We start from the raw sequence: 15,313 nt of genomic DNA on the forward strand, positions 1-15,313 counted from the left end.
CTATCGCAACGCCACCCACACCGGCGCATGGTCACTTGCACCGTCCTGTCCACGCACGTCGCGGTCGATGCCGGCGGCGGTGAGCCGCCGCGCCAGTGTCTTCGACAGCAATATATGGTCGAGCCGCAAGCCCGCGTCGCGCGGCCAGCGGTTCCGTCGATAATCCCAGAACGTGTAGAGCGTCTCCTTCGGGTGCTTCTTGCGCAGCGCATCCGTCCAGCCCTGCTCCAGCAGCGCGGCGAAAGCTGCCCGGCTTTCCGGCTGCACCAGCGCGTTGTCGTCATAGGAGCGGGTGGCGTAGATGTCGCGCGGCTCGGGCACGATGTTGTAGTCGCCGGCCAGCACCACCGGCAGGCCGGTGTCGAGCAACTGTTCGGCATGTGCTTCCAGCCGTTTGTGCCAGGCGAGCTTGTACTGGAATTTCGGCCCCGGCTGCGGGTTGCCGTTCGGCGCATAGAGGCAGGCGATGACGATGCCATCGACGGCTGCCTCGATATAGCGGCTCTGCCGGTCGGCATCATCGCCGGGCAAGGCATCGCGGGTCAGGACGGGTTCGGCGCCGCGCGCGAGGATGGCGACACCATTCCAGGTCGGCTCGCCCTTCCACACCGCGCCATAGCCCGCCGCCGCCAATGCACTGCGCGGAAACTGCGTGTCACGCGCCTTCAGCTCCTGTAGGCAGACGACATCGGGTTTTGCCTTGGCCAACCACGCCAGGAGATTGTCCAGGCGGCTGTTGATGTTGTTGATGTTGAAGGTGGCGATCTTCATTTGGCCACTCGCTGCGTCATCCTCGGGTTTGACCCTAGGATGACGAAGTTCGTAACCGCGCCGCCCACGCCTTCACCATCTCCGCCAGCGTCTTCAGATGATCGGCCGTCGAAAATCCCGAAACGCTCTTGCGCGGCTTGAGGTCGTGGTCGCCATCCTCCAGCCAGATGACCTCGACGCTGTCGGACAGCCCGTAACCCGCCACCTCATCTCTGGTGCCGAACTCGTCGCGGGTGCCCTGGAAGATCAGCGTTGGCGTCTTCAGCCCGGTCAGGTGTTTGGTCCGCAATTGGTCCGGCTTTCCAGGCGGATGGAAGGGATAGCCGAGGCACAGCAGGCCCGAGATCTCGCCCTTGGCAAACATCTCGTCCGCCACCATCGAGGCGACACGCCCGCCCATCGACTTGCCGCCGATGATGAGCCGGCCGCTCACGCCCTTGGCCCTGAGGTCGGCGATCGCCTTGATATATTCCGGGTTGACCGTCTCGGCCCGCGGCGGCGGTTTGCGGTGGCCGTAGCGGCGGGCGGCCATGTAGTGGAATTCGAAGCGGGCGACCTGGAAGCCCGCCGCCGCCAGCGCCTTGGCGGTGGCGGTCATCGAAGGAGAATCCATCGACGCGCCCGCGCCATGCGCGAGCAGGATGGTGACGGGGGCGGTGTCGTGACCGTCGAAGAGGAAGTGTGTCATGGGGCGACACCTCGCGCGACGGCGACGCTGCCAATCTCCCCCCTTGTGGGGGAGATGCCCGGCAGGGCAGAGGGGGGCGCGAAGGAATGCTGGCCTTCGGCCAAATTTCCGTGGGGTAAGACGCCCTGAAATGAGCCGGTCTGTTGGCGGGACAGCGCCCCCCTCTGTCCTGCCGGACATCTCCCCCACAAGGGGGGAGATTGGCTGTCATCACGGCTTTCACCAATCATGATCACCCCGCCGACTTTTGCGCCAGTTGCAGATCCACGAACTGCACCCCCTTGGCCGCCACACGGGCCCATTCGGAGTGCGCGTCGAGTTCGAGATACCGGACCCACAGCCGCCGCGCTTCCAGCAAATTGCCGGCGTCGAATTCCAGCCGCGCCAGGTTGAACACCGGATCGGCATAGCTCTTGTCGAGCGCGATCGCCTTTTGCAGGTGCCTCCGCGCCGAGGCCTCGCGGCCTTGCTCGCTCATCAGCCCGGCGAGGTTGAACCAGGCCTCGACGAAGGCCGGGTCGAGTTTTATGGCGCTGATATAGTCATGCGCGGCCTCCGCCGCGTGGCCGCCGGCGCGCAAGCAGTTGGCGCGATTGAAGGCCGCGATGGCATCGGTCGGGTCGATGGCGAGGCAGCGCTGATAGAGCGCGGCCGCCCCGTCATGGTCGCCGCCCTCCTCCGCCGCTTCGGCCTCGGCAAACAGCTCTTCCAAAGTGTCGTCGCCGGCTGAACCGGCCATGCCCAGGTCGAACAGCAACTGCCCGTCGAGTTCGCTCTGGCCGCCTTCGAGATAGATCGCATCGGCGCGGCCAAAAGCCGAGCCGACATTGAGCGACTTGGCGGTGAGCGAAGCCACCGGGCCGGAGCGGTGCACGGAGCGCGCGATCGATCCCCAGGTCGCACCGCCGGCCACCAGCCCGGCATATTTGCGCGCCAGGATCAGGTCGCGGAAGGAATAGGGTTCATTGTCATGCTCGAAGGCGTCGAACAGCGAGAGCAGGTCGAGGTCGCCTCCCGACAGCCGCGACTGCTCGATCAGCGATTGCCGCGACAGCGAGGAGGCCTCCGGCGCCTTCATCAGCCCGAGCAGGCGCAGGAAACCGTTCTCGCTGATCAGCGTTCGCCCGGCCGTGCGCTCGGCGGCGACGCGGCGCTCGATCTCGGCATCGCCGTTTTTGGTCAGTCCGGCCTTGGCGAGAAAGGTCCGCCCGAACACCACATGGGTGGTGCGCCTGGTGACGCCGCGCCGAAGGTGGCCGTGCTGGCGCTCGACCTCGCGCGCGGCGAGCCTCAGCGGAAACGCCGCCAGCGCGCCGATCGTGCCGAAGACGGCCCCCGGCACCAAGACGGCTTGTGCCGTCATTTCTTGCTCTTGCCGACCGCCTTGAGCAGATTGGCCTTCAGCGGATTTTCAGCAGCACCGCCCGCGGCAGCCTTCTTGGCGGCGGGCTTGGCGGCCTCGTCGGCCTTGCTCTTGGACTTGGCCGGCGGCTTCGACTGCGACAGGCTCGCCTTCAGCGCATCCATCAAATTGATGACATTGCCGCGTTCAGGCGCCGCCGCGATGATCGGCTTGTGGCCCTTCAGCTTCTCGCGGATCATCGCCATCAGCGCGATCTCGTAGCGGTCCTCATAGTTCTTCGGATCGAAGGTGGTTTCCTTCTGCTTGATCAGCGCTTCGGCGAGCTCAAGCATTTCCGGGTCGGGCTTGCCGGCCGGGATGTTGCCGAAATATTCAGCCGTGCCGCGCACTTCGTTCGGGTTCCTCAAGGTGCACACGAACATGCCGTTCTCGCGCGCGCCGATCGTCACCACCCGTTCGCGGCTGGACAGCACAAGGCGGGCAATGGCCAGCTTGCCGGATTTGCGCATGGCTTCGCGCAGCACGGCGAAGGTTTCCTCCGCCATGGCGCCATCCGGCGCCAGGTAATAGGGCGCGTCCTGATAGATGACGTCGACTTCGCCCTCGTCGACGAAAGCCTCGATGTTCATCGTGTGGTTGGATTCGATGCGCACCGCGTCGAGGTCGGCATCATCGATGATGATGTACTGCTTGTCCTCGTACTCGTAGCCCTTGACCAGATCCGAACGCTCGACCAGCCCCAGTTCCGGGTCGACCGGCTTCATGTTGATGCGGTTGTGAGTCTTCTTGTGCAGCTGGTTGAAGCTGATGCGCTCGCTGGTGGTCGTCGCCGGATAGAGCCGGACCGGACAGCTGACGAGGCTGAGCTTGAGGTAACCTTTCCAACTTGCCCTGGGCGCCATGAAACACTCCTACGCGGCCATGCACTGACATTGACTGCAGCGCTTTTCGTCCGAAGGACGAACAAGTCTGCGCAAATCCTACACCGACCCCGCACGATACCGGCAAATCCCTGACGAAATGTTTTAGGTCGCCGGGGGGTCACAGCGGAGAATAATTCAAATTGTCGGAAGCGTCGATGGCGGGCGAGGAAGTGGCCGTCCTTCCCTTCGTCATCCTAGGGCGGAGCAAGGAGCGAAGCGACGCGGCGCAGACCCTAGGATCCATGCCGGAACCTGAGAGCCCCACAACGGTGCGGAAAGCTCACCATCCAGTTCCGCGAAAGAGCTCGAACCAATCCGGATTGCCCTTCTCGATCAATTCGATCTTCCACTGGCGCGGCCAGCGTTTGAGTGATTTCTCCCGCTGGATGGCGTCGGTGATGTCGAAATATTCCTCGTACCAGACCAGTCGCTGCACACCGTAGATACTGGTGAAGCGCGAGCCTTGGCCTGACTTGTGTTCGGGCATGCGTCGGCCAAGGTCGTTGGTCACACCGATGTAGATCGTGCCGCGTTTCTGACTCGCGGTCATGTAGACGTAGCCGGTCATGTGATCACGATAGCGAATGGCACGATCGCCAACCATCCTGATGTGCCGCATTCTACGGGCAACGTCACGGCATGGATCCTAGGGTCTGCGCCGCGTCGCTTCGCTCCTCACTACGCCCTAGGATGACGAATGTGAGGGTCGCGCCATCACAAATGATCTACCGCGCGGTCCCAAACACCGGCAAATCCCTCGCAAAATCCCCGATATCCGCCCATGGATCGCCCGAAGTCGCCAACAGCCCCGGCAGCGAGGAATAGTTCAGATCTTGCGGCGCATCGATGGATTCCAGGTCCGTCCAGCTCACCGGTGTCGAGGCCGGCAGGTTGGTGCGGGCGCGCAGCGAGTAAGGCGCCGCCGAGGTGTGGCCGCGCGCGTTGCGGTGATAGTCGATGAAGATGCGCTTCCTGCGGTTGTCCTTGCCCATGGTGGTGGTGAAGGTGTCGGGCGCGGTGGCCGCCAGATGCGTGGAGATGGCACTGGTTGCCTGATGCAGCTTCTTCCAGTTCTGTTTGCGCGTCACCGGTACAGTGATGTGGATGCCGCTGCCCCCGGACGTCTTGGCGAAGGGCACCAGCCCCAGACCCTCCAGTTCGCCCTTGATGTGCACCGCCGCCTCGACCACCTCGCGCCATGAAATCCCCTCGCCCGGGTCGAGGTCGAAGACGATCTGGTCCGGCTTGTCGAGGCTGGTGCGGTGGGTGCCCCAGGTGTGGAACTCGACGACGCCGAACTGCGCCAGCGCCAGATAGCCCTTGGCGCCTTCGACCGAGAGATAGGATTTGGTCTCGCCCTCGGAATTGGTCGCCTCGAACGTCACCACCGAAGGCGGCATGCCGGTGAAGGCGTGACGCTGGAAGAAGCAGTCCTTCGGCAGGCCGGTCGGGCAGCGCACCAGCGACACCGGGCGGCCGAGGATATGCGGCAGCATGAAATCGCCGACCAGCGCGTAGTAGACGGCGATGTCGAGCTTGGTCGGGCCGGTCTTGCCGAACAGCCGCCGCGTCGGGTTGGTCACCCAGATGGTGGCAAGGTCTGCCTCCGAGATCAGCCGCTTGCGCTTGGCCGACACCGGCGTCGACAGGCCGACATCGCGCAGGCCGCGAAACACCGCGTGGCGCAGCGCATTGTCCGCCGTGCGGTTGGCATAGTGGATGCGGGCCGACAGCAGCGGCCGCACCCAGTTCATCGCGCGCATGATTTCGCGCGGCACGCCCTCGGGCGCGGACGCGCCCGCGGTGAGCGGCTCCAGCCGGGAAAGCAGCTCGCCGGCGGTCCCGGCATCGAAGCCGGTGCCGACCTTGCCGCGATAGTGCAGCTCGCCATCCTCGAATTCGGCGAGGCCCAATGCCGCCAGCCCTTCGGCCGCGTCCGATGTGGTGTAGCCGGCAATGACGAAATCGCCGCTCTGCAGCGCCTTGGTCTTGGTCCAGCTCTTGGTGCGGCCGCTCTGGTAGGTCGCGGTGGCGCGCTTGGAGACGACGCCTTCCAGCCCGAGCTCCGACGCCTGGTCATAGAGCCCCTGCCCCGAGCCTTCGACATGATCGGAAAACTGGATAGCGGAATTGGCGCCAAGGCCAGCGAGCAATTCGGCCAGCAGCGCCTTGCGCCGGACGAGCGGCGCTTTCGTCAGGTCCCAGCCATCGAGATACAAGAGATCGAAAGCATAGAAATGCAGCTTGCTGCCGGCGCCTTCGGCCAGCGCGTCCTGCAGCAGCGCGAAGCGGCTGATGCCCTTGGCGTCGAGCACGACGATCTCGCCGTCAATGATGGCATCGCGGCACGGCAGTCTGGCGAAGGCATGCGGCAGATCGCCATAGCGCTTCGTCCAGTCGATGCCGCCCCGGGTGATCAGCCGCACCTCTCCGTTGGAGACATGCGCCATGGTGCGGTAGCCGTCGAACTTGATCTCGTGCAGCCAGACCTCTCTGGTGTCCTCGCCGTCGGGCGGCCGGGGCACCTGCATCGCCAGCTGCGGTTCGATGCGGCTGAGCGCCGGGGCCTTGAAGGCACCCGGCAGCGTGCCGGGCTTCAGCGAGCCCGGTCTGGGCGTGGGTTTGGCGGCCGGCTTTGGCGGCGCCACCAGCTCCTCGATGCGCAATCCGGATTTGACGCTTTCCGGCCGTGCTTCCAGGATGTCGAGCTTGGGATCGGCGGCAAGGTCGCGCTCCTTGAACAGCAGCCAGTTCTTCTTGTTTTCGTCCTCGCCGGGTTTTGGTTTCAGCCGCGTCAGCATCCAGCCGCCATTGAGCTTTTCGCCGGCCAGACGGAACTTGAAGGCGCCGGTGCGCAGGCTCTTCTCGACATCGTCCATCGGCGCCCAGGTACCGGTGTCCCAGACGATCATCGGCCCGCCGCCATATTCGCCCTCGGGAATGACGCCCTCGAAGTCGATATATTCGAGCGGATGATCCTCGGTCTCGACCGCCAGCCTTTTGTCAGCCGGATTGAGCGAGGGCCCGCGCGGCACCGCCCAGCTCTTCAGCACGCCGCCGACTTGCAGGCGCAGATCATAGTGATCGGCGGTGGCGTGATGCTTGTGCACGACGAAGCGGTTGCCTTCGTCGGCGACCAGCCCGCCAACCGGCTCCGGTGTCTTCGAGAATTCGCGCTTGGCGCGATAGGTTTGGAGTTTGGGCGGGGTTGTCATGGCGTACGCCGTGATCCTTCCCACTGTCCCACCAGCGTTCCGGAACGAGCAGAGATCACGCTCTCAATCGTCGGCGGCCGGCGTCAGTTCGAGCTCGGCCGGCGACAGCCCCTGCTGCAGCTGGGCGAGCCGGAATTCGTCGACCCAATAGGCCTCGCCGTCGACCAGCACGCGTGCCTGGTAGGCGCCCGCCGAAAAACTCTGCGCGGTGATGTAGACCTTGTGGCGGTCGAGCGCCTTGCGTACCGCTGCGCGCTTCGAATTCTGGCCGATGACGGGACTGAACATGACGCTGCCCTCGGTCGCCCTGACACGCAACACAGCCGCTTCCGCAGCCTGGCGACTGGCTCAAGGATGACGGAGACACGCTGTCCTGTCAATTTCGGGTGGCCTGCAAATGCGGCACGGTCTCCTCACAAAGTTGCGGGTGGCCCAAACCGGGGCTGTTTGCAGCTTGCCGGCCTGGAACCACCCGCCCGCCTTGCGTCCTTCCCAAGACAGGAGACCAGATAGGCGCATCGGCGCCAATTCACCTTGACCTGGATCAAGCGCCCTCGAGGTCGTGGCCCTGACAGGCGGGGGCCACGGCGCCGGGCCATGCTCACGCCGGCCGGTCGCGAACGGATGGCGGCGTGCCAATATCATGAGGCGCAGGCCCAGTCGTTGGTTCCGCGAAAAACCCCGCCCCTGTCGAAATCCGCTCCCCCCGAACGACATTGGTGCGGCGCCGACGAACATCGCGGCGCCGATCACACCATAGGGAGCACCACCATGGCCAAAATGCTCGTTATCTACAAAACCCCTGCCGATCCCGCCGCTTTCGACCGGCACTATTTCGACATCCATCTGCCGCTCGCGAAACAACTTCCCGGCCTGCGCCGCTACGATGTCAGCAAGCGGCCGATCGTGAGCCTGTCGCCGGGCGAGATACCCTACATCGTGGCGACCCTCTATTTCGACAGCCTGGACGCCATTCGCGCGGCATTTGCCAGCGAGATCGGCAAGGCCTGCGCCGTCGACCGGCGCAAATACGCGCCCGAAGACGACGACGTGATGATGTTGCTTTTCGATTCTGAGGCGATGTGAGGCGGTGGAGCAATTCCGGGAAAAGTGTGAAACGGTTTTCCGTCCGGAATCGCGTCAAGAACAAAGCTCTACTTCGCCCGGCAAGGCCACGGACGCATGGTCGCCGGCGGCTTCGGGCGATCATTCGCCTGTATCGGGATCAGCGCGGAAAAGCCCGCCACCTTTCTGCGGCGGGCTGGCTTTTCAATGGTGTCGATTGTTATTCTTTGCCTGACAGGACCGTGAGTGCCGTCACGCGGGTGAGCTGCTGACGCTTGTTGAGCGTCGGCTTTTCATAAGTCTTTTTCATCGATATCCCCCAAAGCCCCCAATGGCTGTCGGCAAGTGGCGCCCGCGCCTTCCCTTTGTCAAGCTGCCGCTGAAATACCGGGGAAAGCCATCACAAGGTCGGACAGGCGCTTCAGTTCTTCAATCGCCGCAAGCCGCGCACCAGTCTCTGGCCGGCCTTGGACAGGCGCGGGTTGGAGCGCACGAAAAGCTCGACCCGCTCGCGAAGCGCCGCGACGGCGGCCACGCCCTTGCCGAGCGGCGTCAGCGTTTCGTCGAGCGTGGCCAGGACCGAACTCTCGGCGCCGAACTGTTCCTTGTAGGGCTGACTGCCAACCGACAGGTCGAAATAGTTGAAGCCCTGCCGGAGTCCCCATTCCATCAGTCTGCCGATGATCGCCAAGCCCGGTGAGGCGTTGACCACCACCTCCTGGTCTATGCCGATCAGGAGGGCATGCAAGGTGCCCTGTCGGGTTAGCAAGTACTGGCCGGCGACCCAGTCCTCGCCGGCGCGCAATCCGAAGACCCGCACCGATCCGTCGGACAGGCCCTGGAGCGCCGCGTTTCGGTAGAAATCGACGACCGCCGGCTGCGCCAGCAGGTCGAACCGCCCCAGTTGGCGAAAGCGCCGGAGCCGCATCTCGACCAGGGCGCCGAAGATCAGCTCCACCAGGCCCGGCGTGTTGGCCTCGACCAGATCCACGCTGCCGTGCCGTTCAAGCCGGCGCCAGTCCTTGTTGAAGGTCTTGACGAAGGACGGCCTGCCGTGGCGCTTGATCAGGGTCTCCGGATCGCCCGCCAGAACGAGCCCGGAGGTGATGAGGCTGGAATCGCCGGCGGATGCCAGCATCGCCAGTGGATTGGCGACGCCGTAAATCTCTCGCGGAATTCCCGTGATATGGATGCGGTCTGCCGGCGGAAGGACGGATCGGATCGCCGCCCATGCCGCCTCGGCGGCTTGCCGGGTCCAGGGACTGCTGTCCGCCAGCAACGGCGCGGAATAGTCGCAGACGCCGCAGCTCAGCCATTCGATCACCCGATATCCGAACCTCGAGCTCCGCATCAGCGGCATCAGCATCTTGAGTTCGCCGGTACCGGCGTCGGTCACTTCCACGACAATCAGTTCGGCGCCTTCAGGCATCAACCGTTTGGCGATCCCCTCTGCCCACGCATAGGATTGATGGGCGCTACACACGCCCTCTGCCTGGCACCGAAGCCAGAGTGGCATGACTGTTTCCAGGCTGGTGTGCAGCCGAGCCGTGTAGACGCCTCCGGCGACGCCGGCGCCCTGGCCCAGCGCCTGGCCGCCAGATGTCGGCGCCCCGGTTGCCGGCTCTATCGTCATTGCCTGGATCGACATGTCGTCACCTATCTTTTTCCCGTGGCAAGCGGGACGTGTTCGGCCTGTCGCCACGACGTTGAGTGGCCATCATGGCGGTCATCCCTCGGCTCGAGCGCTCGCATGTGGCGGTGTGCGAAATACCATGAGGCCACGAGCACGACGATCTCGGAGGCAGCGGCACCGGCGAGCGACCATGGCGGAGACGCGATCGCCAGCAGGATGGCGATCAGGATCAGTCCGACGATCGCGCCGGCCGTCGTGATGAAGGCGACCATCCGGAAATCGCCGAGTATCTCGAGGATGACGCGGGGCATGATGTAGAGCATGATGGGCACATAGTTCGCGATCGCCAGGAGCCCGATGAAGCCTATCGAGGCGTCCGCGAGAGCCTGGGATTTTATCATTGGCAAGACGAACAGTATGCCGCATCCATAGACCAGGCTGCCGAGCCCCATCACCAGGGCCCATATCTTGGCCTGCGTCCAGACGCGGCCGACTTCGTTCTTCGCCATCAGCTTCGCCAGTTCCGGCTGGATCATGTTCATGAAAGCCAGGCTGATGATGCGCAGCGGGCCAAACAGCACGAGAACCGCCGCCAGTGGCGCGTAAGCGGCCGGTCCGGCAATACCCGCGACCAGCAGCGCCAGGCACTGCCCCTGGATGTTGGTGGTGGTGGCGCTGAACCCCGACCAGCGCAGCTGCGGCCAGAGCCTGGCGTAGCGTCGCCGGGCCGGCATGCGGAAGCTGATGCGAAGCGTCCGGCGCGCCAGCCGGACCAGCACGACGATGCCGATCAGGTTGGCCGCCGCCAGTGCATAGAAGACCGCTTGCAGCACGTTCGCGGCCACCCAGATCGCCAGCGCGGTCAACGCGACGCCCGCGACCGTGAATACAAAGTCGCTGATGGAGACAATCATCTGTTGGCGGCGTGCGAAGAATGCCGTGCGCATATAACTGCGCAGCGACCACGCGCCGACGAAGCAACCGGCGGCGACACCGCTTGCTTCACCCCAGAGCTGCATCAGCAGTGCCGTGGCGGCGGCCATGACCAGCGCCACGACGAGCGCCGCCGATCCGAAAGTGACATCGTGTGCGTCGACGCCTGCGCGGTTGTTGCTCTTGCCCATCCATATGCTGGCGGGCACGGCGGTCAGCGACCGGATGTAGGACAGGCCGACGCCCCCCATCACCATGGCGATGGCGAAGATGCCGTAGCCTTGCGCCGACAGCACATGCAGCAGCGCTATGTTCAGCGCGAAGTGAAAGCCGCTCTGCATGGCCTCGCCGCCGATCATCAGCATGAGACGCCGCAGCAGATGGGCGGGAAACGCGAACTTCACGAACTGGTCTCCGCTTCGCGGGCGACATGCGCCCGGCCAGGCTTCGCCAGCGCCGCCCTCAGCTTGTCCGTGGCGATCGCCGCGATCGCCGCCGCCGCCACCTCCTCGCTGAAAAGCTCCTCGTATCGCGACCGCCCCGCGGCGACGAAACCACGCCAGGCGTCCGGCCGCAGGATGATCTCCCGCAGTTTGCCGGCCAGCGCCGCGGCATCGCCCGGCGGAACATGCCAGCCCGTCTCGCCATCGATGACCACTTCCACCAGCCCGCCGATCGCCGACACCAGCGGCGGACGGCCATGGGCCATTGCCTCGATGGCGACGCGGCCCAGCGATTCCGGACGCCGCGACGGCACGGTGACGATATCGGCCCAGCGGTAATGCTCCGAGGGGTCCGGCACGAAAGGCAACACGCTGACGCGTTCGGCCAGGCCCATGCTCTCGACCAGTTCGGCCAGCGCGCGCTCGCGCTCGACGCTTTCGAAGGCACCGCCGACCAGCCGCACCTCGATCCGCGACCGCAATTCCGCCGGCATCGAAGCGATCGCCTCCAGCAGGACTTCCTGGCCCTTGATCCTGTTGACGCGGCCGAGCAGCAACACCCGCAACGGGCGCTTGCCGTCATAGGTCATCGCTTGGGCGGCCGCCGGCCCGGCGACACCGTTGTAGACGACATGCGTGCGCGAGCCCTTGGGATCGCCGAACGCGGCGCGCGTCGCGCGCGAGTTGAAGATGAGGTCCGCATGGCTCCAGCGCATCAGGCCGACAAGCACCCGGCGCATGGCGCCTTCGGGGATTTCGTGGATATGCAGGACAGCCTTGTCCGGAACAAAGCGCGCGGCCAGCGCGTAGTCGGCCACGATCGAGGTGTTGACGTAGGTGAGATCGCAATCCCTGAGGCGGCGCCACGCCCTCAACACAGCCATCGGCAGCCGCGCCATCTCGACCGTCGCCAGGCGCAATATGGCTTGGCGCCTCAGCACCCAGAGCGGCTCGAAGACGATCCGGCTGGCATGGCCCTCCAGGATTTGCACGATCGGCCCGCTGCGCGGCAGCACCACTTCGATGTCGGCCGACGGAAACGCGGCGCGCAGCGCAGCGACGCTCTCCGCGAAGCTGCGGTCGGAACCATAGAGTTCATATCCCTGATGAACGCAGGCAATCCGCATCTTTGTATCCCGCCAGGTGCCGCAACCATCGCGCTAGCCGGTGGCGTGCTGGAACCTTGTCGCAAGAACCATGCCTGGTTGATCCGTCCGGACGCCGGACGCCAAATCCCTGGCAATGCCTCGTTTCGACACAGATACGCACAGAAGGGTTGACCGATAATGAAACAACCACCGGGTTCAATACAGTTTTTTTACAACCCGGCGCGATGATCATCCACCCGAACGCCGAAATCGGGAGATGGCACGGAAGTTGCGCTTCCGCTTCCTGATGATGCAGCAGTCGCTAATGTACATGGAATACATCCGAAAGTGCCGCCGGCCATGAAACCAGAGACGCCCGCCATTCTGATCCTGGGGACGCGCGGCATACCCGCGGCCCATGGCGGCTTTGAAACCTTCGCCGAAAGACTGGCTCTCTTTCTCGCCGCAAGAGGCTGGAAGGTCGGCGTCTACTGCCAGCAGGAGGTCGATCGGATCGGGCAGAGGGTGCGCAGCGAAACCTGGCGCGGCATCGAGCTCATCCACGTCGAGGTCGCCTCGAGGGGGCCGCGCGCGACACTGGAATTCGACTGGCAATGCGCCCGCGACGCCGCCAGGCGGCCGGGCGTCTGCCTCGTCCTCGGCTACAATGGCGGGATCTTCCTGACCTGGCTCAGGCTGATGCGGCGCAAGATCATCACCAACATGGACGGCATCGAGTGGCGCCGTCCCAAATGGGGGATGGCGGCGCGCACCTGGTTCTGGCTCAACGAATGGATCGCCGCCTGGACCTCGCATCGCCTGGTCGCCGATCATCCAGCGATCGCCGACCATCTGGCGACGCGCCGGCCGCGCAGCGCCATCACCACCATCGCCTATGGCGCCGATCCGGTGACATCGGCGCCCGAGGCGCCGGTTCGGGCGCTCGGCATCGAGCCAGGACGCTATTTGATCTCGATCGCGCGCATCGAACCCGACAACAACATCCTGCCGATCGTCGAAGCCTTTTGCAGCCGCAAGCGCGACATGAAGCTGGTGGTGCTGGGCACGCTTTCCGACCAAATCCCCTATCACGTCGCCGTCCGCAAGGCGGCGAACGGCTCGGTGGTTCTGCCGGGTGCCATCTACGACCAGGAAACGGTGAAGGCGCTGCGCTACCACGCGCGCGCCTATCTGCACGGACACACGGTCGGCGGCACCAACCCATCGCTGGTCGAGGCGCTGGCCGCCGGCAACATGGTTATCGCCCACGACAATCCCTATAACAGGTGGACCGCCGGGGCTGCCGCCATCTATTTCACCGATACCGCCAGCTGCGCCGAGCGGATGCAACAGGCCCTGGACGACGACGCCCTTGTCGCGGCCTGCGGCAAGGCCGCCAGGGCGCGTGCCCATGAAGCCTTCCGCTGGGAGGACGTCCTGCTTGCCTATGAGCGTGAAGCCTACCGCTTGCTCGGCATGACCGCCGCCGAGGCCGTCGCGATCGATCGTCCTTCGCCCGGCACGGCATGACGGGCTGGTCACGCCGGCGGGTATTGAAGGCGGCGCTGTCCACGGCGGCGGCGCTCGGCTCCGCCCCGATCGCGCCGACCGCCCGCGCCGCCGAGGCGCCGCATTTTCGGCGCGGCGTCAACGCCTGGCCCTGGTTTTCGCTGACACGTGAATTTCCGGCACCTCGCACCGATTACGGCTGGCCGCCATTCCAGTCGCAACGGCCGGTTCCGACATCGGCCGACCTGCGCCGGTTGCGCGAGACCGGACTGGATTTCATCCGCTTGCCCGTCGATCCCGGCCCCTTCCTGGCGGCCGACGCCACGTCCCGCGGCCAGTTGCTGGACATGCTGGACAAGGCCGTCACCGCCACGCTCGACGCCGATCTCGGCATCATCGTCAACGTGCAGGCCAACGGTGCCACCCATTATTGGAACCCTGACCGCATGGTCTCCAGCACCGCCGCGCCCGCCTTCGATCTTTACCGGGGGCTGATCGGCGAGCTTGCCGGCAGGCTGGAGCGGTTCCAGCCGGGCAAGGTGGCGCTCGAGCCGGTCAACGAACCGCCGCAGGCCTGCGCGTCCAACGTCTGGTCGCAGGTCCAGCACGCGCTTCTGACCGCGGCAAGGGCATCCTCCGCGACCCTGCCGCTGGTCGTCACCGGAGGCTGCGGCTCGATGGTCGGCGGGCTGACCGCGCTCGATCCGGCGCCGCTGTCGCCGTTCGAGCCGATCCTGTTCACCTTCCATTTCTACGAACCCTACCTGTTCAGCCATCAAGGCGCGCCGTGGATGCGCGAGCCCGTCTACCGTTCGCTCAACAACGTGCCATGGCCGGCATCCGCCGGCTCGTTGGAAGGGACGCTGGCGTCCGTCAGGGCGCGTATGGCCAAGGACACCGAAACGACCGACGAGGCCAAGCGCGCCGCCTATGCGGAAACCGAGCGCGTGCTGAAGGTCTATTTCGACGCCCAGCCCGACCGGGGCTTCGTCGACAGATATCTGCGCCAGGTTCGCGCCTGGGGCGACGTCCATGGCCTTGAGCCGGAACGCATCGTCATGGGCGAGTTCGGCGCGCTGCGCACCGACGCCCGCTATGTGGCCGCGCCCAACCCCGATCGCGCGCGCTACATCGCCGACGTGCGCCAGGGCGCCGAGGATCTCGGCTTTGCCTGGGCATTCTGGAATCTCTTCGACGGCATGGGGATGATGGACGACACCACGCGGGCGCTGGACCCCGCCATCATCGACGCGCTTGGCCTGACCATGCCGGCGGACTAGAGTCAAAAACCCAATCACTCCGAACGAGCTCGACCCGAAGTCGACTCACGTCTTCCACGAAGCGAACGGCAACTTTGCGCCGGTGGGTTCAATAGGTCATTGCAACACCTTCTGTAGCCTATCGGCGGGCGTTTCGAAGTCCAGGATTTTTCGGGGGCGCTGATTGAGCCGCAGGGCAACGGCGTTGAGTTGGTCCTGCGAGACGTGGGAGAAGTTGGTAGCTCTGGGGAAATACTGCCTGAGCAGACCGTTGGTATTTTCGTTGCTGCCGCGCTGCCAGGGAAGGCGCGGATCGCAGAAGTAGACCTGTAGGTCGGTGGCAACGGTGAAGCTCTTGTGCCGAGCCATCTCCTTGCCCTGGTCCCATGTCAACGAGCGCCGCAACTCTTCGGGCAATGTGCT

General features: G+C 65.0%; 15 protein-coding genes. 3 read left to right on the forward strand and 12 right to left on the reverse strand.

Annotated features, from left to right (window positions below):
* The 7 genes from BLS48_RS29785 to BLS48_RS29815 all read right to left on the reverse strand — a co-directional run bounded on the left by BLS48_RS29785 (position 1) and on the right by BLS48_RS29815 (position 7,248).
* Positions 1-771, reverse strand: a complete 771-nt coding sequence (locus BLS48_RS29785; protein WP_091585554.1) for an exodeoxyribonuclease III — start codon at positions 769-771, stop codon at positions 1-3.
* A gap of 34 nt (positions 772-805) precedes the next feature.
* Positions 806-1,459, reverse strand: a complete 654-nt coding sequence (locus BLS48_RS29790; protein WP_091585556.1) for an alpha/beta hydrolase family protein — start codon at positions 1,457-1,459, stop codon at positions 806-808.
* Between the two features lie 232 nt (positions 1,460-1,691).
* Positions 1,692-2,822: a tetratricopeptide repeat protein gene (locus tag BLS48_RS29795; RefSeq protein ID WP_091585558.1), complete on the reverse strand. Its 1,131-nt coding sequence runs from the start codon at positions 2,820-2,822 to the stop codon at positions 1,692-1,694.
* Positions 2,819-3,724 carry a non-homologous end joining protein Ku gene (ku, locus tag BLS48_RS29800; protein ID WP_091585560.1) on the reverse strand — a complete coding sequence of 302 codons (906 nt, stop codon included), beginning with the start codon at positions 3,722-3,724 and terminating at the stop codon, positions 2,819-2,821. The genes BLS48_RS29795 and ku overlap by 4 nt, the downstream gene beginning before the upstream one ends.
* A gap of 301 nt (positions 3,725-4,025) precedes the next feature.
* A complete protein-coding gene (locus tag BLS48_RS29805; RefSeq protein ID WP_091585595.1) occupies positions 4,026-4,313 on the reverse strand; it encodes a GIY-YIG nuclease family protein in 288 nt (95 codons plus the stop codon).
* Positions 4,314-4,470: 157 nt separating this feature from the next.
* Complete coding sequence (ligD, locus tag BLS48_RS29810; RefSeq protein WP_091585562.1) at positions 4,471-6,960, reverse strand: DNA ligase D; 2,490 nt, start codon at positions 6,958-6,960, stop codon at positions 4,471-4,473.
* Between the two features lie 63 nt (positions 6,961-7,023).
* A complete protein-coding gene (locus BLS48_RS29815) occupies positions 7,024-7,248 on the reverse strand; it encodes a hypothetical protein (protein ID WP_091585597.1) in 225 nt (74 codons plus the stop codon).
* A 309-nt stretch (positions 7,249-7,557) separates the two neighbouring features.
* Here BLS48_RS29815 and BLS48_RS36380 point away from each other — a divergent pair, with 309 nt between their 5' ends.
* Positions 7,558-8,046 carry an EthD family reductase gene (locus BLS48_RS36380; RefSeq protein WP_244529961.1) on the forward strand — a complete coding sequence of 163 codons (489 nt, stop codon included), beginning with the start codon at positions 7,558-7,560 and terminating at the stop codon, positions 8,044-8,046.
* Between the two features lie 199 nt (positions 8,047-8,245).
* Here BLS48_RS36380 and BLS48_RS36855 read toward each other — a convergent pair whose 3' ends face one another.
* From BLS48_RS36855 to BLS48_RS29835, 4 genes are all read right to left on the reverse strand, one after another.
* A complete protein-coding gene (locus BLS48_RS36855; protein WP_425284752.1) occupies positions 8,246-8,335 on the reverse strand; it encodes a putative RiPP precursor in 90 nt (29 codons plus the stop codon).
* A 111-nt stretch (positions 8,336-8,446) separates the two neighbouring features.
* Positions 8,447-9,673, reverse strand: coding sequence for a GNAT family N-acetyltransferase (locus BLS48_RS29825; RefSeq protein ID WP_091585566.1), 1,227 nt, complete (start codon positions 9,671-9,673; stop codon positions 8,447-8,449).
* A gap of 8 nt (positions 9,674-9,681) precedes the next feature.
* On the reverse strand, positions 9,682-10,995 hold the full coding sequence (locus BLS48_RS29830) for an MATE family efflux transporter (protein ID WP_091585568.1): 1,314 nt from the start codon (positions 10,993-10,995) through the stop codon (positions 9,682-9,684).
* A complete protein-coding gene (locus BLS48_RS29835) occupies positions 10,992-12,161 on the reverse strand; it encodes a glycosyltransferase family 4 protein (protein WP_091585570.1) in 1,170 nt (389 codons plus the stop codon). The genes BLS48_RS29830 and BLS48_RS29835 overlap by 4 nt, the downstream gene beginning before the upstream one ends.
* Before the next feature lie 321 nt (positions 12,162-12,482).
* On the opposite strand from BLS48_RS29835, the gene BLS48_RS29840 reads away from it, so the two are divergent.
* Positions 12,483-13,652, forward strand: a complete 1,170-nt coding sequence (locus BLS48_RS29840; RefSeq protein WP_091585572.1) for a DUF1972 domain-containing protein — start codon at positions 12,483-12,485, stop codon at positions 13,650-13,652.
* On the forward strand, positions 13,649-14,911 hold the full coding sequence (locus BLS48_RS29845) for a glycoside hydrolase family 5 protein (protein ID WP_091585574.1): 1,263 nt from the start codon (positions 13,649-13,651) through the stop codon (positions 14,909-14,911). The genes BLS48_RS29840 and BLS48_RS29845 overlap by 4 nt, the downstream gene beginning before the upstream one ends.
* A gap of 96 nt (positions 14,912-15,007) precedes the next feature.
* Here BLS48_RS29845 and BLS48_RS29850 read toward each other — a convergent pair.
* Positions 15,008-15,313 (reverse strand): IS30 family transposase (locus BLS48_RS29850; protein ID WP_143019528.1); only part of this gene is annotated, 306 nt, incomplete at its 5' end.

It is taken from the genome of Mesorhizobium qingshengii, assembly GCF_900103325.1.
GTDB lineage: Bacteria > Pseudomonadota > Alphaproteobacteria > Rhizobiales > Rhizobiaceae > Mesorhizobium > Mesorhizobium qingshengii.

Bases quoted from the DNA above. Each gene is read 5' to 3' on its own strand.
- BLS48_RS29840 (WP_091585572.1), top strand. From the start codon at position 12,483: ATGAAACCAGAGACGCCCGCCATTCTGATCCTGGGGACGCGCGGCATA.
- BLS48_RS29795 (WP_091585558.1), bottom strand. From the start codon at position 2,822: ATGACGGCACAAGCCGTCTTGGTGCCGGGGGCCGTCTTCGGCACGATC.
- BLS48_RS29825 (WP_091585566.1), bottom strand. From the start codon at position 9,673: ATGTCGATCCAGGCAATGACGATAGAGCCGGCAACCGGGGCGCCGACA.
- BLS48_RS36855 (WP_425284752.1), bottom strand. From the start codon at position 8,335: ATGAAAAAGACTTATGAAAAGCCGACGCTCAACAAGCGTCAGCAGCTC.
- BLS48_RS29785 (WP_091585554.1), bottom strand. From the start codon at position 771: ATGAAGATCGCCACCTTCAACATCAACAACATCAACAGCCGCCTGGAC.
- BLS48_RS29845 (WP_091585574.1), top strand. From the start codon at position 13,649: ATGACGGGCTGGTCACGCCGGCGGGTATTGAAGGCGGCGCTGTCCACG.
- BLS48_RS29835 (WP_091585570.1), bottom strand. From the start codon at position 12,161: ATGCGGATTGCCTGCGTTCATCAGGGATATGAACTCTATGGTTCCGAC.
- BLS48_RS29815 (WP_091585597.1), bottom strand. From the start codon at position 7,248: ATGTTCAGTCCCGTCATCGGCCAGAATTCGAAGCGCGCAGCGGTACGC.
- ku (WP_091585560.1), bottom strand. From the start codon at position 3,724: ATGGCGCCCAGGGCAAGTTGGAAAGGTTACCTCAAGCTCAGCCTCGTC.
- BLS48_RS36380 (WP_244529961.1), top strand. From the start codon at position 7,558: ATGCTCACGCCGGCCGGTCGCGAACGGATGGCGGCGTGCCAATATCAT.
- BLS48_RS29805 (WP_091585595.1), bottom strand. From the start codon at position 4,313: ATGACCGGCTACGTCTACATGACCGCGAGTCAGAAACGCGGCACGATC.
- ligD (WP_091585562.1), bottom strand. From the start codon at position 6,960: ATGACAACCCCGCCCAAACTCCAAACCTATCGCGCCAAGCGCGAATTC.
- BLS48_RS29790 (WP_091585556.1), bottom strand. From the start codon at position 1,459: ATGACACACTTCCTCTTCGACGGTCACGACACCGCCCCCGTCACCATC.